This is a genomic window from Streptomyces virginiae, from assembly GCF_000720455.1.
Lineage (GTDB): Bacteria > Actinomycetota > Actinomycetes > Streptomycetales > Streptomycetaceae > Streptomyces > Streptomyces virginiae.
In genome coordinates this window covers 16,492-38,983 of the sequence record NZ_JOAK01000042.1, presented here as the reverse complement: position 1 = coordinate 38,983, position 22,492 = coordinate 16,492, and the positions used below count along the sequence as shown (strand labels likewise).

Genomic DNA, 22,492 nt, shown 5'->3' with positions numbered 1-22,492 from the left:
GATCCGGCCTGATCGGCGGGGCGCCCCCTAGGGGGTGCCCCGTACCTCCGGCTGAGGACACTTTTATCCCGCCCCAGGCACACTGGGTGCTATGACGACCGGCACTGGATCCCTGCGAACGGGCACCCCGACGGCCCCCCGTCGGCGCTCGCCCGCCCGAACCTTCCTCCCCCTGGCCATCGCCGCCTGGCTGATCCTGGAGATCTGGCTGCTCGGCCTGGTCGCCGACGCGGCCGGCGGGCTGGCCGTGGCCGCGCTGATCGCGGGCGGGCTGGTGCTCGGTGCGGTGGTCATCAAGCGCGCCGGGCGCCGGGCCTTCAAGAACCTGACGGACACCTTCCAGCAGGCGCAGCAGGGCGCGCGGCCCACCCCGCAGCAGCCCGGCCAGGGCAACGGCCTGACGATGCTGGCCGGCCTGCTGCTCATGCTGCCGGGCCTGCTCTCCGACGTGGCGGGCCTGGTCCTGCTGCTCCCGCCCGTCCGGGCCTGGGTCGGCCGCAGGGCCTCGCGCTCCCTGGAGCGCAAGATGGCCTCGGCTCCCGCCGGCAGCTTCGGCGACGCCTTCCAGCAGGCCCGTATCCACCACCCCGACGGCAAGGTCGTCCAGGGCGAGGTCATCCGCGACGACCGGCCCGGCCCGCAGGCCGGCCCGGACACCACCTACCGCCCGCCGCTGGCGCCGTAGGCCGCGGGGAGCACGCCGAGGGGCCCCGCCACACGATGTGTGGCGGGGCCCCTCGGCTTGTGCGTTCGTCCGGCTGTCAGGCGGACTTGCGGCTGTCCCGCGGATGCACGGCAATGTTCATGGCGCCGGAACGGAGGACCGCCAGCCGTTCGGCCAGCACTTCCTCCAGCTCCTCGCGAGTGCGTCGCTCCATGAGCATGTCCCAGTGCGTTCGCGCAGGCTTGCCCTTCTTCTCTTCGGGCCCGTCCCCGTCAACCAGGAGTGCCATGGCGCCGCACGCCTTGCACTCCCACTCCGGCGGAATCTCTGCCTCAACCGAGAACGGCATCTCAAATCGATGTCCGTTCTGGCATGCGTACTCCACCGCCTGGCGCGGGGCCAGATCGATGCCGCGGTCCGTCTCGTAGCTGGTAACCACGAGGCGCGTACCGCGGAGAGCTCGCTCACTCATGAATCGTGCCTCCCGGGCTTGTCGCCCACAGGACAGGTGTCGCTGTCGTCGTCATCCGGTCAACGTCCGGTCGGCGGTATAGATTCCCGCTCCGGGTCGTGCGTCGCCCGTCGTACCGCCCCTTGTTGTACCCACCAGTGCCCGTTTTGTCACATCTGGCAGCAGATGTCACCCAACGTCTAGACTTCTTTAGCGCGCAGTAACGGTCCGCCTGGCAGGCCAAAGGCGTACACTACCGGCCCTTCGCCGCAACGTCTAAATCCGTTCGGAATTCGTTCGTGCGTCCGGACCGGAAGCGGGTGTGCGCGCGGTCTCAGATCCGCTCCGGTACAGGATTGCCCGCCGCCTCCACCGCGCGCCGCACCGGCACTCGCGCGAGCAGCAGGAACCCCAGTGCGAAGAAGGCCACCAGCGAGATGATCGCGTCCCGGTAGCTCCCCGTCACCTGGTAGGTCAGGCCGAAGACGAGCGGTCCCACCCAGCTCAGACCGCGGTCGCTCATCTCGTACGCCGAGAAGTACTCGGCCTCCTTGCCCGCGGGCACCAGGTGCGAGAAGAGCGAGCGCGACAGCGCCTGGCTGCCGCCCAGCACCAGGCCGATCATGGCGGCGAGGACGAAGAACCACACCGGCGTCCGTGCCGGCAGGAAGTAGCCCACCGCCAGCGTCACCGCCCACGCGGCCAGCGAGCCCAGGATCGTCCTCTTGGCACCGTAGACCCGGGCCAGCCGGCCCATGCCCAGCGCCCCGCCGACCGCCAGGACCTGCACCAGCAGCACCGCCCCGATGAGCGTGGACTGCTCCAGCTCCAGCTCCTCCGACCCGTAGATGGAGGCCTGGGAGATCACCGTCTGAACGCCGTCGTTGTAGATCAGGTACGCCAGCAGGAACGACAGGGTCAGCGGGTAGCGCCGCATGTCCTTGAAGGTGGCGACCAGCTGCCTCCAGCCGCTGACCGCGGGCGCCGCCCCGGGCTCTCGGACCACGGCCCGGTCCCGCAGCCGGCGCAGCGGGATCAGCGCGAAGGCGCCCCACCACAGGCCCGACGCCGCGAGGCAGATCCGCACCGCGGTCCCCTCGGACACGCCGAAGGAGTCGTGCCCCAGGTAGAGCGCCAGGTTCGCGATCAGCATCAAGGAGCCGGCGGTGTACCCGAAGGCCCAGCCGCGCGAGGAGACGGTGTCCCGCTCGTCCGGGGTGGAGATCTGCGGCAGGTAGGCGTTGTAGAGCACCATCGAGACGGACAGCGAGGCGTTCGCCACGACCAGCAGGAACCCGCCCAGCAGGTACCGCTCGCCGCCCAGGAAGAACATCGCGGTCGTCGCCGCGGCCCCGGTGTACGCGGCCACCGCCAGCAGCGGCTTCTTGCGGCCGGTCCGGTCCGCGATCGCGCCCGCGATCGGCATCAGCAGGACGGCGAGGATCACCGAGGCCGAGACCGAATAGGCGAAGAAGGAACCGGCCCGAACGGGTATCCCCAGCGGGTGGACGAAGCCCTCGGCGTCCGCGGCGGCCTTGGCCACCGAGGTGAGGTACGGCCCGAGGAACACCGTCAGTACGCTCGCCGAATACACCGACACGGCGAAGTCGTAGAAGTACCAGCCGCGCTGCTCGCGCTTGCGCGAGGCCGCCGCCGAGGCCTCCTCGGCCGCGGCGGATCTGCCGTCCTCCGCCCCGGGTTCCGCTTCCTCGGTCCGGCTGCTGTTGTCCGCGCTCACTCGTCGTCCCCCTAGGTGGTCCCGTACCGCAACGGCCGCCGCGTCCGCCGCGACGGCCGGGAGCGGGTCAGGCCCAGGCGCCGCGCCGGTCCAGCACCGTGCGCAACAAGTCGATGTGGTCGGTCATGATGCCATCGACACCCAGGTCGAGGAGAGCCTCCATGCGTTCCGGTTCGTTCACGGTCCACACGTGGACCTGCAGGCCCCGCGCGTGCGCGGTGCGCACGAAGCGCCGGTCGACCACGCGGATGCCCGCCTGGGTCTCCGGTACCTGGGCCGCCACCGCGCCGACGCGCAGCGCCGCCGGGATCGCGTAGGAGCGCAGCCGCAGCCCGACCACCCCGCGCACGCCGTAGGAGGTCGCCAGCCGCGGGCCGGCGATCTTCTGCGCGCGGGCCACCCGGCTCTCCGAGAAGGAACCCACGCAGACCCGGTCCCAGATCCCGGCCCGCGCGATCAGGTTGACCAGCGGGTGCAGCGCCGATTCGGCCTTGACGTCGATGTTCCAGCGGGCGTCCGGGAACTCCTCCAGCAGCTCCTCGAAGAGCGGCAGGGGCTCGGTGCCGCCCACCCGGGCCTCGCGGACCCGCTTCCAGGGCAGCTCGGCGATCCGGCCCCGGCCGTCGGTGACCCGGTCCAGCGTGGAGTCGTGGAAGGCGACGAGCTTGCCGTCGGCCGTGGCGTGCACATCGGTCTCGAAGTACCGGTAGCCCGCCTCGGCGGCCCGGCGGAACGCCGCGACGGTGTTCTCCAGCCCGTCCGCGGCACCTCCCCGGTGCGCGAAGGGGATCGGGGCCGGGTGGTCCAGATACGGATGGCGAAGGCGTACGTGCGTCACGGCGGCAGTATCCCCCGTGACGGCAGGGACCGGTGGTACGCGAGGTGAACGGGATACGGGCGGGCCGCGTACGGCCCTGGTGTAAGTGGACTGACTCGTGGCACGCTGTGCCCCGGACAGCAATCCAATCCAGGCTTCAGACCGCCCGCGTCGAGGCCAATCGGACGAAAGTGGACCGCACGCCATGGCCGAATGGACCTCAGCGGTCGGTGCCGCACAGCTCGCCCGTCTCATCACCTCGCAGCAGGAGCGGACGGCCGTACCCGGCGCCCGCAAGCCGCCCGCCTACCGCACCCTCGCCGACGGGATCCGGCTCCTCGTCCTCGAAGGCCGCATCCCGGTCGCGGCCCGGCTCCCCGCCGAGCGGGAACTCGCCGTCGCCCTGTCGCTCAGCCGCACCACCGTCGCCGCCGCCTACGAGGCACTGCGCGGGGAGGGCTTCCTCGAATCCCGCCGGGGCGCCGGCAGCTGGACCTCCGTCCCCGCCGGGAACCCGCTGCCCGCCCGCGGCCTGGAGCCGCTGCCGCCCGAGTCCCTCGGGTCGATGATCGACCTCGGCTGCGCCGCCCTGCCCGCCCCCGAACCATGGCTGACCAGGGCCGTCCAGGGCGCCCTGGAGGAACTGCCGCCGTACGCGCACACGCACGGGGACTACCCGGCGGGCCTGCCGGCGCTGCGCCGGATGCTCGCCGACCGCTACACCGAGCAGGGCATCCCCACCATGCCCGAGCAGATCATGGTGACCACCGGGGCGATGGGCGCCATCGACGCCATCTGCAGCCTCTTCGCCGGGCGCGGCGAGCGGATCGCCGTCGAGTCCCCCTCCTACGCCAACATCCTCCAGCTGATGCGCGCCGCCGGAGTCCGCCTCGTACCGGTGGCCATGGCCGACGGGCTGGCCGGCTGGGACATGGACGTGTGGCGCCAGGTCCTGCGGGACTCCGCCCCGCGCCTGGCCTACGTCGTCGCCGACTTCCACAACCCCACCGGAGCCCTCGCCTCCGAGGACCAGCGCCGCGCGATGGTCGAGGCGGCCCGCTCCGCGGGAACCGTCCTCGTCGCCGACGAGACCATGCTCGAACTCCAGCTGGAGCCGGACCTGGAGATGCCCCGCCCGGTCTGCTCCTTCGACCCGGCCGGCAGCACGGTGATCACCGTGGGCTCCGCCAGCAAGGCCTTCTGGGCGGGCATGCGGATCGGCTGGGTCCGCGCGGCCCCCGACGTGATCCGCAGCCTGGTCGCGGCCCGCGCCTACGCCGACCTGGGCACCCCGGTGCTGGAACAGCTGGCCGTGAACTGGCTGATGCGGACCGGCGGCTGGCAGGAGGCGGTGGAGATCCGCAGGCAGCAGGCCCGCGAGAACCGCGACGCGCTGGTCGCGGCCGTCCGCCGGGAGCTCCCGGACTGGGAGTTCGAGGTCCCCGCCGGCGGCCTGACGCTGTGGGCCCGCGCGGGGGGACTCTCCGGCTCCCGCCTGGCCGAGGTGGGCGAGCGGGTCGGCGTACGGGTCCCCTCGGGCCCGAGGTTCGGCGTGGACGGAGCCTTCGAGGGCTACGTCCGCCTGCCGTTCACCGTGGGCGGCCCGGTGGCCGAGGAAGCCGCCACCCGCCTGGCGGCGGCCGCGAGCCTGGTCGGCAAGGGCGCGGGCGACAGCGGCGCAGAACCCCCCCGCACGTTCGTCGCGTAGGCGCTCGGAAGCCGGTACGGCCGGCGGCAGCGGGGACTGTTCGGGAAGATCGCCCCAGGTTCGGGGACAGGGCGGGGTGTCGTCCGGGACGTGGAACGTGATGTGTCGGCGCGGTATCGCCCGCGCCGGCGAAGCCCCGACAGGGCGCCATAAATCATGAGTCCCGGACGACACCCCGCCCTGGCACCGGCCCCACCCCACCGGCCCCGCCCGGCCAGGGCCCCGGCACACCGCCAGAGCCAGAGCCAGAGCCAGAGCCGGCGCCAGGGCCACGGCACCGCCCGGCCGGGGCGCCGGCTACGCCCGCTCCGGAGCGTCGAGCACCGCCGCGCCCCCGGCCTTGGCCAGGGCCGGCCCCGGAGCGGGCTGCCGCTCCGGGAGGAGTTCGAGCACCGCCTGCCGGTACCCCGCATGCGTGCCCTCGTCATAGGGGTCCGGCGTGGCCGGCACCTGCAGCCGGTGCACGGCACCGGTCCCGAGCCGCGCGTACCCCCGCCCCGGCGGCACCTGGCTCGTGGGCGTGGTGTGCGGCGGCAGCCCCAGGACGTCGGTGATCTGCTGGATCGCGGCGGGCCCGAGCACGATCCGGGCCCGCGTGTGCTGCCACACCGCGTCGTGCAGCAGCTCCAGGTGGTCGAACTGCTCGGCGACGACCACCGTGACGTGCGCCGGCCGCCCGTGCCGCAGTGGTACCTGCAGGTGGGTCATCGGGTCGGGTCCGCCCTCGGCGACGGCCAGGTGCGCGAGCACGCTCGGCTGGTCCAGCAGGATCCACAGCGGGCGCCGGGTGTCCTCCGGCGCGGGCCGGCCGGCCTCGCGGGCCCGGTGGGTGGCGATGAGCCGCCGTTCGGTCTCCTGCGCGGCCCATTCCAGGGTGGCCACGGCGCCGACCGGCCCGCACTCCACGGCGAGGACGCCCGCTCGGCCGGTCAGGCATGCGTACTCGCCGCTGCCGCCGCCGTCGACGATCAATACGTCGGCGCCGTGCCGCAGGGCCTGGAGCGCGAGCGAGCGGAGCAGGGTGGAGGTGCCGCTGCCGGGCTGGCCGACGGCGAGCAGGTGGGGTTCGGTGGAGCGGGGCCCGGTCCGCCAGATGACCGGCGGGACGTCGCGCGGCTGCTCGCCCTCCAGCACCGGCAGGGTGCGCTGCACGCTCGCGGAGTCGGTGAAGCCGAGCACGCTCTCGCCGGGGGAGGTGACGAACGGCTGGGCGGCGATGCCCGTCGGCAGCGCCGCCAGCACGCTCAGGTCGAGCTGGTTGCCCTCCTCGTCCCAGTCGAATCGGTACTCCCTTCCGCGCCCGGACTTGGCGTGCAGCAGTGCCTCGATCCGGGCCCGTGAGGAGGCCTCGCCGTCGGTGAAGTAGGCCGGGTAGCGGATGTGGAGCCGGGTGAGCCGGCCCGCCTCGTCGAACTCGTAGCCGCTGAAGGCCTTGTCCCACTCCCCGCCGTGGGCGAAGAGCGGACTCGGATCCTCCGGGATGGAGAAGTACGGCACGAGGGCTTCGTAGAGGGAGCCGAGCCGTTCGGCCTCGGCATCGCTGGGTCCGGCCTTCACCGGGGTGCGGTCGCGTCCCCGCCAGGCCGCCGCCGCCATGAGGGTGATCAGGGCGAGGAGCGGGCCGTAGGGGACGAGCGCGACCACGAGGACGCAGGCCGCGCCCAGGAACAGGGCGGGGCCGCGCTTGTCCTTGGGCGTCTCGGACCATCTGCGCCGCCCGGCCGCGGCCAGGATGCGCAGGCCGCGTCCGATGACGAGGAGCGGATGGAGGACGTCCGTGGCACTGTCGGCGGCCGTGCGAGCGAAGTCGCGGCCCCGGGCCAGCGACGCGGTGCCGCTGCTGAGAATGCGGGGGAGTGGGCGCCGGGCCACGGGCGTCTCCTGGAGTTGTGGTGAGCGTGTTCCGGGTGGGGCTGGTGTACCTGCTCGGCGGCGGCTAGAGCTTGATCCCGCCGAGCAGGCTCGCAAGGCTCGCGGTGCTCGCCGTGATGCTCGGGGCGATGGCGGAGCCGGCGAGGAAGAAGCCGAAGAGCGAGCAGACGAACGCGTGCGTCAGCTTCATCCCGTCCTTCTTGAAGAACAGGAAGCAGATGATGCCGAGCAGGACCACGCCTGAGATGGACAGGACCATGAGAGGTTCTCCTGGTTGGTGGGGACAGTCACCATCAGTTGTTCCAGGCTCACAGGAAGTATCAATGCGAAAAAAGGTGCATACGGGTGAATCTGGTGGTTTTTCACTTGACCGGCGCAGTCCGGCTGGCGCGGCCGCCGCACACCGGTCCCGGGTGATCCCTGCCTCGGCCCGACCCGGACATGCCCAGGCCAGGGCGCTACTCTGGCGATTCACCCGTACGGACGCAGTGCCGTGCGCACCCCTGCCCCGCACGGCCTGGGGAAGCTTGATGCCAGCAGCGAGTGAAAGGCGGTACGCACGATGAGCGAGCACCCCGAAGGCACCTCCCCGGAAGGCCCCGACGAGGACGTCATCGAACTGGCGACCAAGATCTTCGACCTCGCCCGACAGGGTGAGAGCGACCGGCTCGCCGCGTACCTCGACGCCGGGGTCCCGGCGAACCTCACCAACGACCGCGGCGACACGCTCGTCATGCTCGCGGCCTACCACGGCCACGCCGACACCGTCGCGGCCCTGCTGGCCCGCGGCGCCGAGGCCGACCGCGCCAACGACCGCGGCCAGACCCCGCTCGCCGGAGCGGTCTTCAAGGGGGAGGAGGCGGTGATCCGCGCGCTGCTCGCCGGAGGGGCCGACCCGAACGCCGGAACCCCCTCCGCCGTGGACACGGCGCGCATGTTCGCCAAGGCCGACCTGCTGGAACTCTTCGGAGCCAAGTAGTCCGCTTTTTGCCGGGCCAGGACCGGTACAGACCTCACAGGTTGGTCACGGCGGCCGTAAATGTGGTCGCGGCGCACAAACCGGCTGGGCCATCATGGCGTCGGATTCGATTCGCGAGCACGGGGGACGGGCAGACGGCCAGGACACGAAGGGTGTCCCGGCCCGGTCCGGCCAACCCTGGTCACGAACCACCGACGAGAGTGAGAAGGCAATGGTCTACATCGAGCGGAACAAGACGGCGGACGTCCTCACATGCTGTTACGCGGCCCTGTGAATCCCGATTCCCGGTTGCGTCCCCAGCTTGATTTGAGGCCATTCCCATGTTCGAACCAGTCATAGCGCCGAGCGGTACCCTGCTCGGCCTCCTCCAGCGGGGCCGTGGCGACGGCACGCTGCACGCACTCGCGGCGCCCAGGGCGGAGGCCCTCGCGGCCCTCAACCAGTGCGTGCTCCGTGATCCGCGCCAGGACTGGCAGGTCGAGAACCGCTCGCTGTACTACGCCAGGCTCTACCTCGACCTCGACGGCCCCCTCGGCGAGATCGAGAGCCACCTCTTCAGCGCCGACGACCTCGTCGACGACACGGACCACCGCACGGGCCTCGCCCTGTCCGTCCTGGGCCACCTGGCCTCGTACGGCCGCGACGACGCGCTCATGCTGCTGCGCCGCTACGCCGCCTCCGGGGCGAACTGGGCCTGGGCCCTCGACGAGCTCGCCCTGCGCGACGACGACGAGGGGCTGCGGTCACTGGCCGCACCCGTCCTCGCCCGCTTCCCCGCCACCGCGGAGGGCGAGGCGCGGCTGGCCGCCGCCGTCCGCGACGCCTACGAGCCCCGGCCGTGGTGCCTGTGGGAGGAGTCGCCGCTGTACGGGGAGCGCTTGAGCGCCGCCCGCCGGCAGGGCTCCTTCGACCGCTGGCAGCGCCAGCTGACGCCGAGCGGCCCCCGGCCCGGCTGGGGCGTCCAGGCCGTCTTCGACTGGGCCGCCGACGGCCTGCGCCGCGGCACCCCCCTGCACGTGCCCGCAGCCCGCTGCCTCGCCGCCGTGGCCCAGCCCGAGGACCGCTCCGCCATCCTCGCGGCCGCCGCCGGCGCCGACGGCGAGGCCGCCCGGGCCACCGCCCTGCACCACCTGGTCCTCGCCGAGCCGGGCAACCCGGCCGTACTGGACCTCATCGAAGCCGCCGCCGACGAGCCCGCCGTCGCCGCGTACGAGCGCATGTGCGGCCCCGAGGCCGTCGAACGGGCCAGGCGCTGGGTGCACCGGCCCGACGCCCTCGGCGAGGCCGCAGCGGCCACCCTGGCCGCCCGGGGCGGAGCCGAGGACGCACCCCTGGTCCTGAGCGCGCTGCGCTCCACCGTCCGCGGCTCGGGCCCCGACACGGCACGCCTGTTCGCGCTGGTCGACGGAGCCGGCCGGCTCGCCATCGGCTGCGCGGCCCCCGTCCTGCGACACATCTACCGGGAGACGTCCTCCTCTCACCTGCGCGGCCGCGCCGCGCGGGCCCTCGCCAGCACGGACCCCTCCTTCGCGGCCGGCTTCGCGGTCGAGTGCCTCTGGGACTGCGAGGAGACCACCCGCGAGGTCGCCGCCCGCCACGCCGAGACGGCCGACGCCCGCGTGGCCCCGCGCCTGCGCCGCCTGGCGGCGGACCCTGCGGAGGAGGAGGACGTCCAGTCCGCCGTCCGCAGCCGCATCGCCCCGGAGTCGGCGGTGTAGCGCCCCCCCGGAAAGCCGACGTCCCGCGCCCGGGCCCCGTGACGACGGAGCCCGGGCGCGGTGCGTACGCGCCCGCGGACACCGCCTCCGCCCCGGCCCCCGTGGTGGGGGCCGGGGCGGAGGCGGTTCTGCGTGGTCCGGCGCGCGGCGGTCAGCGCGGCGGCGGGGGAGCGTCCAGCTCGTAGTCGATCTGGCAGGGCGTGACCTTCGAGTTCTCCTTCACCCCGGCCCCGACCGGACGCGAAGGGTCCGCCGGCTTCGAGAAGACGAGGGTGTACCCGGGCGGGACCGTCTTGGCGTTGATCTTCAAGGTGTCCATGTCACCCCTGGCCCGCAACTCCGCCTCGGGGTCGGCCTGCGGACCGCGGTAGCCGCCGCCCGGATGCGTGCACTCCGCGGCGGGCTTCGACTCGGTCACCGCGACGCTGACCCCCTGCGCCTGCAGACCGCGCACCACTTCGGGCAGTTCGCCGGCCGTGGGCCGGGGGATGCGGATCGTGCCGGCGGGCTCTCCCACGGGATAGTCGGACCCCGCCTTCAGTACCTCGTCCAGGCCTTCGGAGTAGTCGACGCTGCAGGACGGGACCTTGGAGGTCTCGATCACTCCGTAGCCGACGCCGCGGCTCTGACCGAACGGGTAATAGTCCGCCCAAGTGAAGGTGAGCGAATACCCCGGCGGCACCGTCTTGGCGTCCACCTTGAAGGAGAAGCCGTCGGCGGAGCGCTGATCGACCTCCGCGGCGGGGTCCGCCTGCGGCTCGCGGTAGCCCCCGCCGGGCTCCGAGCACTGTGATCGAGGCCGCATCGGGACCAGCACCGCCGGCACGCCCAGCTTCTTCAGCGCGTCCACGAGGGCCGGGACCTGACCGGGCTCCGGCATTCCGAACCGCAACGCGCCGTCCGGGTCCTTCCTGATCTCGGGTGCACCGGTGGCCGACGGGCTCGGCGTTCCCGTGGGGCCGTCGGCCGGCCGGGACCCGTCGCGGGTGCTGCCGGGCACGGTCATCACCGCGACGACCGCCACCGTCGCCGCGCCCACCGCGAGGGGGACGCCGTAGCGGCGGGCGAAGGAGCGCGCCGGGGTCGGCAGCGGGGTCTCCGGGAGGCGGGCCAGGAGCGCCGCCTTCAGGCGGTCCTCGAAGCCGCGGGGCCTGCTGCTCATCGGGCTACCTCCAGCCGGGAATCGCTCACGGGGCCCGAGGCGCGCAGGGCGCGCCGGGCGCGGTGCAGGCGGACGCGGACCGTCGCCTGGGTGATGCCGAGGGCCTGTGCGGCCTCGGCCGGGGTGAGCTCGTCCACCACCACGAGGTCGAGGACGGCCCGCAGCGGCTCGGACAGGGCGGCGTGGCGCTCGGCCAGCTCCCTGAAGGCCCGCTGGGCGTCGATGCGCTCCTCCAGCGCGGCCACGTCCTCGTCGTCCAGCAGCCGCCGGCCGCTCAGGCGCGCCAGCGCACCGCTCTCCCGCGCCTTCCCGCGGGCGTGACCGGCCAGGACGTTCCGGGCGATGCCGAACAGCCAGGCGACCGGGGCTCCCCTGTGACCCCGGTACGTCCCTGCCGACCCCATCGCCGCGAGGAAGATGTCCGCCGTCAGGTCGGCCGCCAAGTGCGGATCGGCGACCCGGCGGGTGACGAAGCCGAGTACGGCGTCGATGTGGTCCTCGTAGAACGTCCCGAATCCCTCGGCCGTCGTGAGATCCGGTGGTCCGGTCTCGTGTCGTGGGCTGCGCACCCGGTTCCTCCCCTGCACAGGGGACCCGGTCGGTCCCCTCACCCGGTACTTGGCCGCAGCCCCCGAAAACGTTTCATCGGGCCCGCACGAACCTGACCGGAGTCCCGGGGCGGGCCTGCGCCGCCGCGTCCAGGGCCGGGCCCGGCCCGACCACGCCGACCACCGGGTAGCCGCCGGTCACCGGATGGTCGGCCAGGAACACCACCGGCAGGCCGTCCGGGGGCACCTGGACCGCGCCCAGCACCATGCCCTCGCTGGGCAGTTCCCCGGCCCGGGCGCGGACCAGCGCCGGACCGCCCTCCGTGCGCAGCCCGATCCGGTTGGAACTCGGCGACACCCGGAACACCGAGCGCCACAGCCCGGCCAGTGACGCCCCGGTGAACCAGTCCGCCCGCGGCCCCGGCCGCAGCGGGAGCAGCAGTTCCGGCGGCGCGGCGGGCAGCCCGTACGCGTCCGCCCCGGGCACCGGGTCCGGGCCGGCCGGACCCACCGGCAGCGTCATCCCGGCCGACAGGACCGGCGGCCCGAGGCCCGACAGCAGGTCCGTGGAGCGACTGCCCAGGACCGGCGCGACGGCGATGCCTCCCCGCACCGCTACGTAGCTGCGCAGGCCCGACTCCGCCCGGCCCACCTCCAGCTCCGCCCCGGCCGGCAGCCCGACCGGCGCTCCCCAGGCCACCGGGCGCCCGGAGATCCGTACCGGACAGGGCGCGCCCGTGACCACCACGACCGTCAGGGCCGCCGCGCGCAGCGACACCCCGTCCAGGGTCGTCTCCAGGACGGCGGCGTCCGGCGGGTTGCCGAGCAGGCGGTTCGCCAGCGCGTACGCCGCCGTGTCCAGCGCCCCCGAGCGGGGCACTCCCAGGTGCGCGTGTCCGGGGCGGCCCCGGTCCTGGACCGTGGTCAGCGCCCCCGGCCGCACCACCAGCAGCTCAGTCACGGCCGGCCTCCGTGAACCGCACCCGGACGCCCGGGGCGAACAGCGCCGCCGGCTCCCGTGCCGGGTCCCAGAGCACCGCGTCGGTGGAGCCGATCAGCTGCCAGCCGCCGGGGGAGGAGCGCGGGTAGACCCCCGCGTACTCGCCCGCCAGCGCCAGTGAGCCCGCGGGGACGGCCGTGCGCGGCGTGTCCCGGCGGGGCACGTGGAGGCGCTCCGGCAGGCCCGTCAGATAGCCGAAGCCGGGCGCGAACCCGCAGAAGGCCACCCGGAACAGGGTGGCGCCGACGATGCCCGGCACCTCCCCGGGGCCCACCCCCCACAGCCGGGCCACCTCCGCCAGGTCCGGCCCGTCGTACCGCACCGGGACGGTGACCAGCGGCCCCTCCCCGGACGTGAGCGGCGGTACCTCCCAGCGGGCGATCCGGGCGCCGAGCGCGGCCGGATCCCGTACCCCGTCCAGCAGTACCGTCCGCGCGGCGGGCACCAGGTCCCGTACGGGGCCCAGCGCGCCCGCGTCCCGGCGGCGCAGCAGCTCGGCGTGGAGCGCGGCGACCTCGTCCGCCGAGTCCAGCTCGATCAGCAGTGCCTGCGAGCCCACCACCAGCGTCCTCACGTGAAGGCCTCCACCCGCACCCCTGCGGCGCCCAGCGCCTCCCTGACGCGCAGCGCGAGCCCCGCCGCCCCGGGGGTGTCCCCGTGCAGGCAGAGCGAGCGCGCGGCCACGGGCACGGGGGAGCCGTCGGCGGCCGTCACCGTGCCCCCGGCCGCCATCCCGACGGCCCGCGCCACCACCGCGTCGGGGTCGTGCACGACCGATCCCGGCTCGCCGCGCGGCACCAGCGTCCCGGCCGGCGTGTAGGCGCGGTCGGCGAAGGCCTCCGGTACGGGAGCGAGCCCCGCCTCCTCGGCGGCGGCGAGCAGGAGCGAGCCGGGCAGCCCCAGGACGGGCAGGCCGCCGGTCGCGCCGGAGCCGGCCGCCAGCCGTACGCCCGCGACGACTGCGGCGGCCTGGCCGGCGTCGTGCACGGTCCGGTTGTAGAGCGCGCCGTGCGGTTTCACGTAGGACACCCGGGAGCCGGCCGCCCGCGCGAAGACCTCCAGCGCGCCGATCTGGTAGGCCACCTCGTCGGCGAGTTCGCCGGGCGGCACGTCCATGGAGCGCCGGCCGAAGCCGGCCAGGTCGCGGTAGGAGACCTGCGCCCCGATCCGTACGCCCCGCTCGGCGGCCAGTTCGCAGACCCGGCGCATGATGGACGGGTCTCCGGCGTGGAAGCCGCAGGCGACGTTGGCGCTCGTGACGACGGAGAGCAGGGCCTCGTCGTCGGTGAGCGTCCAGCGCCCGAATCCCTCGCCGAGATCGGCGTTGAGGTCGATCACCGGAGTGGATGCGATCATGGAATCCATGCGCTGAGCGTAGAGCAGGCGGGCGGACCCGCCGCCGAAGCGGAGGCCGATGCGGCCGCCTTGCGGGGATCCCTCGGGCGGGGGCGACGCCTCGTGCGGATGCCGGGACGATCCGGCCGAACCATGCCGTTTGGGATGTTGTCACTGTCAGCGCCTAGTCTTTGTCCGTGACTCTCCCAGCCCCGGCGAAGACCCTTCCCTCCCCGGCGCCGGGCCCGGCCGCCGACGAGGGCCTGGCCCGGCGGCTGCGCGCCCTCGCCTGCACCGCCCCGCTGCACGACCTCGACGTGCGCAAGGCCAATCTGGCGGGCGAGTACGGCATCTACGCGATGGCGGAGGTCGCGCTCGCCGCGATCGACCTGGTCACGCTCAACATGGACTTCGACACGGGTGCCGACCACGAGCAGATAGTGGCCAGGCTGCTGCCGCGCGTCGCGGCCCAGGCCCCCACCCGCCCGGCGGCCGAACACGAGCGGGTGGCCCGCTGGGTGCTGGAGAACCTGATCAACGTCGGCAGCGTGGACCGCGGCTTCCGCGCGATCTACGGCACCTTCGGCCCGGACGGCGTCTACGTGCGCCGCGACTACGACTTCAAGCTGGTCGAAGAGGTCCCCTACGGCGGCGCGGTCTACCTGCGCACCACCGACGAGGCCGTCAACGTCCTGGTCGGCGCCCTCGACACCGATGTCACCAGCGCCCAGATCGCCGCCGAGGTCAAGCTGGAGGTGCTGATCAGCCGCGGCCGGCTGGCGGACGCCCAGCTGGCCGCCGAGCAGGCCCGCTACCGGACCGTGCAGTACGCCGAGACCCTGCGCCGGACCCTGGACGCGACCCGGCGCAACGTCCGGGCGGTGGACTGGCTCCAGGCCGTCCCGGACATGATCGCCGAGGCCCTCGAACACGTCGCCGACCGCTACCGCCACGAGAACGCGATCCTGACCAACATCCGCAAGGCGCGCGACGAGGCCGAGGAGCCGGAGAACAAGCGCCGCGCCGCCGAGCTCGTCGACATCGTCAAGGACTGCATCCGCCGCCACACCCAGCTGCAGTCCCGGCTGCTGGACGCGGGCCCGCTCTTCCGTGCCGAGCAGGACCGCCAGGCCTTCGCCGCCCCCGCGCCGCGCACCGGCATCGACCTGTACGGCCAGCTCGTCGCCCCGCTGCTGCCGCTCCCCGTGGAGCAGGCGCGCCGGGTGACCGACGCCTTCTTCGCCGCCGGAGCGGGGCTGCGCACGCCCGTCTCCGTGCGGGTGGCCGACCTCGTCGAGATCCTGCTCACCCCGCCGGTGGAGCGCGAGCACCTGGGTGCCGAGATGCCGGAGCCGGACCTGATCGCGACCCCGGACGACAGCCGCTTCACCGAGGAGCAGCTCGCCGCCGCGATGGGACTCCTGGACCTTCCGCACGACGCCCCGCGCCGGCTGTCCGGGCTGCTCGCGGAGGCCCGCCGCAGCGATGCCGACCTGCCGTACCTGGTGGCACTGCTGGCCGTGCACGCCGCGAGCCCGGCCGTGGGCACCGCCTACCGCCAGGGCGAGGAGCGGCTGCTCTTCGCCGTGGACGACGGCACGCAGCTCGACGACCCCGAGTTCGGCGGCGCCGACCTCATCGTCGGCACCGCCCTCCTCGACGCCGCCGGCATGGCCGCCGACCGCGCGGAGGCGTCGTGACCCGGCGTGCCCTTGCTCCGGCCGTACGGGTGTCGGCTGCCGCCTCATCCGTGCCGAACCCGGCTCCGCCGGCCCCAGCTCCAGCCGCGCCGGCGTTTGAGGCGCTGGGTCCGGGGCGGAACCCCGGGGAGCCCGGCTCCGCCGGGCATCCGGCCCTGCCCGGCTCCCGCGCAGGCCGCCACCGAGCCGTGCACCCTGCCCGCACGCCCGCGGAGCCGCACCGCACGCCCGCGCAGCCCGACCGCATCCCCCGTACGCCCCGTACGCCCCGCACCGCCGAGGAGACGCACCCGTGAGCGACCACCACGCCGAGCACCCCGCGTGGAGCGAGCCCGACATGTCGTCGGCTCCCGTCGCGCCCGCCACCGCAGGGGCCGTGACCCCCGCCGACGCCGCCGACGCGGCCCGGCTCGTGGCCTTCGGGCTCCAGCCCAAGCTGGCGCCCGCCCGCGATGCGGAGTACGCCGAACTGCTGCGCCGCTACCGCGAGGAGCCCGCCTTCGGCCGCCTCGCCGACGCCGTCGCCACCGGCCTCGGCCTCGTCGTCCTGGAGGTGTCCCCGCGCGCCGGCATGGCCGTGGCCGCCGACGAGGACTCCGTCTTCGCCGTCCGGATGGGCGACTACGCCCGCCGTACCGCAGCGGACTCCGCCGACCGGTTCCTGCACGGCCTCGCCCACCTCGCCGTCGCCGCCCTCGCCTTCCCGCGCCCCGAGGACCTCGCCGACGACGGCTACATCGGCCGTGTCACCGTCAACGGCGTCGACGCCTTCGTCCGGCAGACCTGCCGCCGTCTGGAGGAGCGCGCCGAGGAACTCGGCGAGAACACCGACCCGGCCTCCGACGCCCCCGGCCTGGAGGCCGCCTGGCGCGTCTACGCCCGCCGCAGCGCGACCGGCGCCACCAAGGACGCCCGCCGCCTCGCCGGTTCCACGACCGGCATCGTCGGCAAGGCCGCCGCCTTCCTCACCGACTCCGGTTTCCTCCAGCGCACCGGCGACGAGGCCGGCGGCACCTACCGCACCACCCCCCGCTACCAGCTCCAGGTCCGCGACATGGCGGGCAGTTCGGCCATGGCCGAACTCCTGGAACTCGGCGTGGTCCCCGTCAGCGACGGCTCCGCCACCCTCCTGCCGCCGCCCGAGGGCGACGACCTGGAGCTGGCCGCCGACGCCGGGCTGCCCTTCCACGCCTGAGTCCTGAACCCCGTAGACCCTGCCGCACCCAGACACCACGAGAGTCCGCCGCCATGTACGAGCTGTCCCGGATCCGCCTCTACTCCATCGGGCCCGCCGGCGCGCGCTACGCCGACACCGTGCTCGACCTGCGCGGAGTCGGCGAGCCGGTGCCCCACCCGGCGCCGACCCAGGCGGAGTTCTTCGAGGAGGAGCCGACCGGACCGCCGCGCCGCCCCGCTCCCGCCGGTGTGCTCTTCCTGGAGAACGGCGGCGGCAAGTCCGTCCTCCTCAAGCTGATCTTCTCGGTGATGCTGCCCGGCCACCGCAACACCCTCGGCGGCGCCAGCTCCGGCGTCCTGCGCAAGTTCCTGCTCGCCGACGACTGCGGCCACGTGGCCCTGGAGTGGCAGCACACCCAGACCGGCGAGTGCGTGGTCGTCGGCAAGGTCAGTGAGTGGCGCGGCCGCCAGGTCTCCAACGACCCCCGCAAGTTCGCCGAGGCCTGGTACTCCTTCCGCCCCGGCCCCGGTCTGAGCCTCGACAGCCTGCCCGTCGCCGAGTCCACCGCCGTGCGCCCGCCCGTCGAAGGCGCCTCCGGTGCCCAGGGCCGCCGCCGCACCATGAAGGGCTTCCGCGACGCCCTCACCGAGGCGGGCAAGGCGTACCCGCACCTCGAGGTCTACTTCGAGGAGATCCACGACCGCTGGAACGAGCACCTCACCGAGCTGGGCCTCGACCCCGAACTCTTCCGCTACCAGCGCGAGATGAACGCCGACGAGGGCGAGGCGGCCGGCCTCTTCGCGGTCAAGAAGGACTCCGACTTCACCGACCTGCTGCTGCGCGCCGTCACCGACACCCGCGACACGGACGGCCTCGCCGACCTCGTCCACGGCTTCGGCAACAAGCTCGGCCGCCGGGCCGAGCTGATGGCCGAACGCGACTTCACCGCCGGCTCGGTGGAGCTCCTCACCAAGATCGTCGAAGCCGCCGCGACCCGGTCCCGGCTGCGCGACGTCCACGCGGGCGCCGAACGCCGCACGCGCACCCTCGCCCGCAGGCTGTCCGCCCGCGCCGCCGAGGAGCGCGGCCGGGCCGCCGACCTCGCCCAGCGCGTCACCGCCGCCGCCCACGACGTCACCGCCGCCGAGTCCGCCCGCACCCGCAGCGCGGCCGTCTCCGCCGAACTCGCCTACCGGCACGCCTCCCTGGCCCTGACCGTCGCCGACAAGGCAGCCGCCGCCCAGCGCCGCGAACTCCTCGAAGCCCGCACCCTGCACTCCGCCTGGCAGGCCGCCGAGACCGTGCTGCGCCACCGGGCCGCCGCCGACCGCTCCGCCCGCGTCGCCGCCGCGATCCTGGAGGCCGAGCGCGACGCCGCCCCGGCCCTGGCCGCCCGCGCCACGGCGGCCGGCGAGCTCGTACGGGCCCTGCACACCGCCGCCGAGGAGGGTGAGCGGCTCGCCAACGAGGAGGAGGAGCGTTCCGCGGCCCTCCAGGCCACCGGCGAGGACTCCCACCGCGACGCCACCGCCGCGGCAACGGCCGCCCAGCGGGCCCGCAGCGAGGCCGAACACCTCAGGGCCAGGCTCAGCGAGGTCCAGCAGGAGACCGCCGAGGCCGTCCGAGCCGGCTGGCTCGACGACTCCGCCCCCGACGCGGACCCGGCCCGCGCCGCCCTCGCCGCCGCCGACGCCGAGAAGGCCGCCGTGGCCGCCTGGGACGAGTCCCGCGAGGCCGCGCGTGCCGCCACCGAAGCCGCCCGTGAGGCCGCCGCCGCGGAATCCCGGGCCGAGCTGACCGCCGCCCGCGCCGCCGACGCCGCGGAGGCCGCCGAAGCGGCCCACGACGCCGAGCAGCGCGCCGCCGCCTCGCTCGCCGCGTCCCCGCGCCTGGCCGAACTCCTCGGGCTGCCCTCGGCCGTGGACCCCGCCGACGTGTCCCTCCCCTCGCCCCGCACCGGCGACGGCTCCACCGGCACGTCCGCCACCGGCGCGTCCGCCGCGGGCGGCCCGCACGGCGAGGCGCAGGGCGCCGCCCGCGCCGCCGTGGCCACCGCCGTCGGCCTGCTCACCGCCGAGGACCTCGACCGGAGCGCCGACGACCTGCGTGAACTGCTCGCCGACGGCGTCGCCTCGGCCGAGCGCCAGCTCTTCGAGCTGCGCACCGCCGCCGCCGACGACTCCCGCATCCTGGGCGCGCTCGGCGACGGCGGCCTGCTCCCGCCCGGCCCGGACGTCCTCGCCACCGTCGAGTACCTCGGCGAACACGGCATCCCCGCGCTCCCCGGCTGGCGCTACCTCGCCCAGGCCGTGGACCCCGCCGACCACGCCGCCGTCCTCGCGGCCCGCCCCGAGCTCGTCGACGGCGTCGTCATCACCGACCCCGACACCCACAGCCGGGCCCGCGAGGTCCTCTCCGGCGCCGCCCTGCTGCCCCGCTCCACCGTCGCCGTGGGCACGGCCGCCGCCCTGCTCGCGCCCGTCCCCCCGGCGGGCCCGGGCGACGAGGACACCGGCGTCTTCCTCGTGCCGCCGAACCCGGCCATGCACGACGAGCACGCCGCCGACGAGGAGCGCCAGGCGCTGCGCACCCGCGCCGGCGCCCGCGACGCCGAGATCCGCGACCTCGCCGCCCGCCTCGCCGGCGACCGCGAGCTCTCCGCCCGGCTCGCCTCCTGGCGCACCGGTTGCCCGCCCGGCCGCCTCACCGAACTCGCGGAGGCTGCCGCCGCCGCCCGGATGTTCGCCGAGGAGACCGACGCCGAGCTCGCGGAGGCCCGTACCGTACGCGCCGAGGCCGACGAGGCCGCCGCCGACGCGGCCCGAGTCCGCGAGGAGCGCCAGGACACCGCCCAGCGCGCCCGCCGCGCCGCCGACGCCCTCGCCGGCCTCGCCTTCCGCCTGCGCGAGCGCGCCGGCTGGCAGGCACGCGTGCGTGAACTCGCCGACGAGGCCGCCGAGTCCGAGGCCCGCGCCGAAGTCTGCCTCGACCGGGCCCGCGCCGCCGACGAGGACCGCCGCGCCGCCCAGCGCGCCGCCGACGACGCCCGCCGCACCGCCCGGGCGCTGCGCGCCGAACGCGCGGAGATCGCCGGAGCCCCCGACCAGCTGCCCGACGGCGACGACGGCCCGCGCGTGCCGCTCCCCGACCTCCGCGAGGCCTACCGCGCCGCCTCCCAGCTCTACGAGAAGGTCGGCGTCGGCGCCGACCTGCGCGCCGAACAGGCACGCGCCGAAAGCGACGAGAGCGCCGCCCTCGCCGAACTCGACCGCCTCACCAACAAGGTCCGCACCCGCGCCGCCCAGCTCCTGGAGGGCACCGACGGCGCCGACGGCCCGTCCCGCCAGGCCGCGGCCGCCCGCGCCGAGTCCCTCGTGCAGATGCTGGAGACCCGGGCGTCGGCCGCCAGCGAGCAGCTCGGCCGGCTGCGCGGCGAGGCCGAACGGCACGCCCCCGCCGAGGGCGAGGCGCACACCGACCTGCCCGAAGAGCTGATCCCCGGGGACGTCGACCAGGCGCAGGCCCTGCTGCGTACGGCCACCGCCCAGCTCGCCGCCCACACCGCGGCCGTGGAGGGCGCCCGCGCCGCCCACGCGGACCTGCTGCGCGCCCACCGCACCGCCGAGGACGGCGCCGGCGGCTTCGACGAGACCGCGGCGCTCCTGCGGGACCTGCTGCGCGACCACACCCACCAGGACGACGAGCAGGAGCCGGTGGCGCACCCCGGCACGCTGGAGGAGGCCCGCCAGTCGGCCACCGAGGCCCGCCGCTCCCTGCGCGGCTGCTCCGCCGACCTGTCGGCGGCGGAGTCCGCGGTGCGCGAGGCGAGCGACATCCTGGTCCGGCACGCCAACGCCACCCGCTACGAGCAGGTACGCACCCCCGCGCGCCAGCAGATCCGGGAACTGCCCGCCTCCGCCCTGCCCGAGCACGCGGCGGCGTGGGCGGCGGCCTTCGCGCCCCGGCTGCGCGTCCTCACCGACGAGCTGGCGCAGCTGGAGCGCAACCGCGACAGCATCGTCGACCGGCTGCGCGGCCTGGTCGAGTCCGCCCTGGCCACGCTCCGTTCCGCGCAGCGCCTCTCGCAGCTCCCCGAAGGCCTCGGCGAATGGTCCGGGCAGGAGTTCCTGCGGATCCGCTTCGAGGAGCCCGACCAGGCCACCCTCACGGAGCGCCTCGGCGAGGTCATCGACGAGGCCACGCGCACGGCCGTGAAGAAGAACAGCGCCGCCTCCTTCGGTGAGGGCCGCCGCGACGGCATGTCCCTGCTGCTGCGGGGCGTCCAGGCGGCCCTGGAGCCCAAGGGCATCTCCGTGGAGATCCTCAAGCCGGACGCGGTGCTGCGCGCCGAACGGGTGCCGGTGGGGCAGATGGGCGACGTGTTCTCCGGCGGGCAGCTGCTGACCGCGGCGATCGCGCTGTACTGCACGATGGCGGCGCTGCGCAGCAACGACCGGGGCCGCGACAAGCACCGGCACGCGGGCACGCTCTTCCTCGACAATCCGATCGGCCGCGCGAACGCCACCTACCTGCTGGAGCTCCAGCGGGCCGTGTCCGACGCGCTCGGCGTCCAGCTGCTGTACACGACCGGACTGTTCGACACGACCGCCCTCGCCGAGTTCCCGCTGGTGATCCGCCTGCGCAACGACGCGGACCTGCGGGCGGGCCTGAAGTACATCAGCGTCGAGGAGCACCTGCGCCCGGGCCTGCCGCAGCAGTCCCCGGAGGGGGAGACCATCCACGGCGAGATCACCGCCACCCGGATGTTCCGCCGCAGCGCCGCGCCGACCGCCTGACGGGCCGCGGGCGCACCCGCGCGCCGTCCCGGCGCGGGGGGCCCGCGAGACGCTCAGCGGCGGCCGAAGCCCGCGAGGGGCCCGTCCTCGCGGGCTATTCGGGCCGGCCCGGCGAGCTTGTGCGCCGTCCGCAGGGCCTTGGCCGCCCGGCGGGCCTCGCGGCGGCGCAGCCGCGCCGTGCTGCTCGGCTCCGAGACGACCCCGTAGCGCTGGTTCCACGTCTGCCGGGTGATCCACACGTCCAGCACGGCCCAGGTGGCCACGACGGTCGCCGCGACCGCGCCCAGCACCATCGGGAAGGCCAGCCAGGAGCCCGTCAGGCTCAGGAAGAACGTGATCGTCGCCTGGGTCAGCGTCACGGCCACGACCAGCACCGACCGCACCGCCGAAGCCCGCACCGGGTCCGGCATCCGACGCCGGCGCGCCGGCTCCTCCACCCACAGGCCGCGCCGCGCCGCACCGGCGCCGCCGCCCTCGTCACTGCTCATGGTCCGCTCACTCCCCACGCGGTCCGCCATACCTACCCCAACACGTCTACCCCGACATGTGCCTCGTACAGACAGACGTCCGACGGCGCCGGGAGATTCCCGAATGCCGGATGCCTCCCGAAGGCCTCTAAGATCGCGGAACGAATAATTCCAGCCATCCATCAAGCTGCGCGAACTGACGCCTCACCAAGTGTCATCTGCCACATATCGGGCTGCACTTGACCGGAAGTGTCGGACAACTGGTGATCTTCCTCGGGGGGTCAGGCCGAAAACGTCCGGACACGCCTTCGAACCTACTCCCCAGCAGTAGTAGGCTCACGCCGTTTAAATGACGGAACA

At 74.6% G+C, this 22,492-nt stretch carries 18 protein-coding genes; 7 read left to right on the top strand and 11 right to left on the bottom strand.

The window, feature by feature from the left end:
- The first annotated feature begins 91 nt into the window (after nt 1-91).
- Nucleotides 92-685: an FxsA family membrane protein gene (gene fxsA / locus IG86_RS0135430; RefSeq protein ID WP_030902361.1), complete on the top strand. Its 594-nt coding sequence runs from the start codon at nt 92-94 to the stop codon at nt 683-685.
- A gap of 76 nt (nt 686-761) precedes the next feature.
- On the opposite strand, the gene IG86_RS0135425 is transcribed toward fxsA, so the two are convergent.
- From IG86_RS0135425 to IG86_RS0135415, 3 genes are all read right to left on the bottom strand, one after another.
- On the bottom strand, nt 762-1,136 hold the full coding sequence (locus IG86_RS0135425; protein WP_007262928.1) for an RNA polymerase-binding protein RbpA: 375 nt from the start codon (nt 1,134-1,136) through the stop codon (nt 762-764).
- A 313-nt stretch (nt 1,137-1,449) separates the two neighbouring features.
- Nucleotides 1,450-2,853, bottom strand: coding sequence for an MFS transporter (locus tag IG86_RS0135420; RefSeq protein ID WP_030832501.1), 1,404 nt, complete (start codon nt 2,851-2,853; stop codon nt 1,450-1,452).
- Nucleotides 2,854-2,920: 67 nt separating this feature from the next.
- Complete coding sequence (locus IG86_RS0135415; RefSeq protein WP_030902358.1) at nt 2,921-3,691, bottom strand: glycerophosphodiester phosphodiesterase family protein; 771 nt, start codon at nt 3,689-3,691, stop codon at nt 2,921-2,923.
- 184 nt (nt 3,692-3,875) lie between these two features.
- On the opposite strand from IG86_RS0135415, the gene IG86_RS0135410 reads away from it, so the two are divergent.
- Nucleotides 3,876-5,378, top strand: coding sequence for an SCO1417 family PLP biosynthesis transcription factor (locus IG86_RS0135410; protein WP_030832495.1), 1,503 nt, complete (start codon nt 3,876-3,878; stop codon nt 5,376-5,378).
- Nucleotides 5,379-5,675: 297 nt separating this feature from the next.
- On the opposite strand, the gene IG86_RS0135405 is transcribed toward IG86_RS0135410, so the two are convergent.
- Together IG86_RS0135405 and IG86_RS0135400 are read right to left on the bottom strand one after the other, a co-directional pair.
- The gene (locus tag IG86_RS0135405) at nt 5,676-7,250 is read right to left on the bottom strand and encodes a membrane protein (protein WP_030902355.1); all 1,575 of its coding nucleotides are present in this window, start codon (nt 7,248-7,250) and stop codon (nt 5,676-5,678) included.
- A gap of 64 nt (nt 7,251-7,314) precedes the next feature.
- Nucleotides 7,315-7,509 carry a hypothetical protein gene (locus IG86_RS0135400; RefSeq protein WP_030031218.1) on the bottom strand — a complete coding sequence of 65 codons (195 nt, stop codon included), beginning with the start codon at nt 7,507-7,509 and terminating at the stop codon, nt 7,315-7,317.
- Nucleotides 7,510-7,812: 303 nt separating this feature from the next.
- Here IG86_RS0135400 and IG86_RS0135395 point away from each other — a divergent pair, with 303 nt between their 5' ends.
- Together IG86_RS0135395 and IG86_RS0135390 are read left to right on the top strand one after the other, a co-directional pair.
- Nucleotides 7,813-8,229, top strand: a complete 417-nt coding sequence (locus IG86_RS0135395) for an ankyrin repeat domain-containing protein (protein ID WP_030832489.1) — start codon at nt 7,813-7,815, stop codon at nt 8,227-8,229.
- Nucleotides 8,230-8,549: 320 nt separating this feature from the next.
- A complete protein-coding gene (locus tag IG86_RS0135390) occupies nt 8,550-9,947 on the top strand; it encodes a hypothetical protein (RefSeq protein WP_030902353.1) in 1,398 nt (465 codons plus the stop codon).
- A 151-nt stretch (nt 9,948-10,098) separates the two neighbouring features.
- On the opposite strand, the gene IG86_RS0135385 is transcribed toward IG86_RS0135390, so the two are convergent.
- The 5 genes from IG86_RS0135385 to IG86_RS0135365 form a co-directional block, all read right to left on the bottom strand.
- Nucleotides 10,099-11,109, bottom strand: coding sequence for a hypothetical protein (locus tag IG86_RS0135385; RefSeq protein ID WP_030832469.1), 1,011 nt, complete (start codon nt 11,107-11,109; stop codon nt 10,099-10,101).
- Nucleotides 11,106-11,678, bottom strand: a complete 573-nt coding sequence (locus tag IG86_RS0135380; protein WP_045937051.1) for an RNA polymerase sigma factor — start codon at nt 11,676-11,678, stop codon at nt 11,106-11,108. The genes IG86_RS0135385 and IG86_RS0135380 overlap by 4 nt, the downstream gene beginning before the upstream one ends.
- Nucleotides 11,679-11,751: 73 nt before the next feature.
- Nucleotides 11,752-12,618, bottom strand: a complete 867-nt coding sequence (locus tag IG86_RS0135375) for a 5-oxoprolinase subunit C family protein (protein WP_030832463.1) — start codon at nt 12,616-12,618, stop codon at nt 11,752-11,754.
- Nucleotides 12,611-13,231, bottom strand: a complete 621-nt coding sequence (locus IG86_RS0135370; protein ID WP_030832459.1) for a 5-oxoprolinase subunit B family protein — start codon at nt 13,229-13,231, stop codon at nt 12,611-12,613. Before IG86_RS0135370 ends, IG86_RS0135375 begins: the two co-directional genes overlap by 8 nt.
- A complete protein-coding gene (locus IG86_RS0135365; protein WP_030832456.1) occupies nt 13,228-14,022 on the bottom strand; it encodes a LamB/YcsF family protein in 795 nt (264 codons plus the stop codon). The genes IG86_RS0135370 and IG86_RS0135365 overlap by 4 nt, the downstream gene beginning before the upstream one ends.
- Nucleotides 14,023-14,189: 167 nt before the next feature.
- Between IG86_RS0135365 and IG86_RS0135360 the strand changes: the two genes are divergently transcribed.
- The 3 genes from IG86_RS0135360 (at nt 14,190) to IG86_RS0135350 (ending at nt 21,665) form a co-directional block, all read left to right on the top strand.
- Nucleotides 14,190-15,692: a hypothetical protein gene (locus IG86_RS0135360; protein ID WP_030832454.1), complete on the top strand. Its 1,503-nt coding sequence runs from the start codon at nt 14,190-14,192 to the stop codon at nt 15,690-15,692.
- Nucleotides 15,693-15,984: 292 nt separating this feature from the next.
- Complete coding sequence (locus tag IG86_RS0135355; RefSeq protein ID WP_030832451.1) at nt 15,985-16,887, top strand: hypothetical protein; 903 nt, start codon at nt 15,985-15,987, stop codon at nt 16,885-16,887.
- Between the two features lie 53 nt (nt 16,888-16,940).
- Complete coding sequence (locus IG86_RS0135350; RefSeq protein WP_030902349.1) at nt 16,941-21,665, top strand: hypothetical protein; 4,725 nt, start codon at nt 16,941-16,943, stop codon at nt 21,663-21,665.
- A gap of 53 nt (nt 21,666-21,718) precedes the next feature.
- Here the strand turns inward: IG86_RS0135350 and IG86_RS0135345 are convergent, their stop codons facing one another.
- On the bottom strand, nt 21,719-22,153 hold the full coding sequence (locus tag IG86_RS0135345; RefSeq protein ID WP_045937054.1) for a hypothetical protein: 435 nt from the start codon (nt 22,151-22,153) through the stop codon (nt 21,719-21,721).
- Nucleotides 22,154-22,492 lie beyond the last annotated feature (339 nt).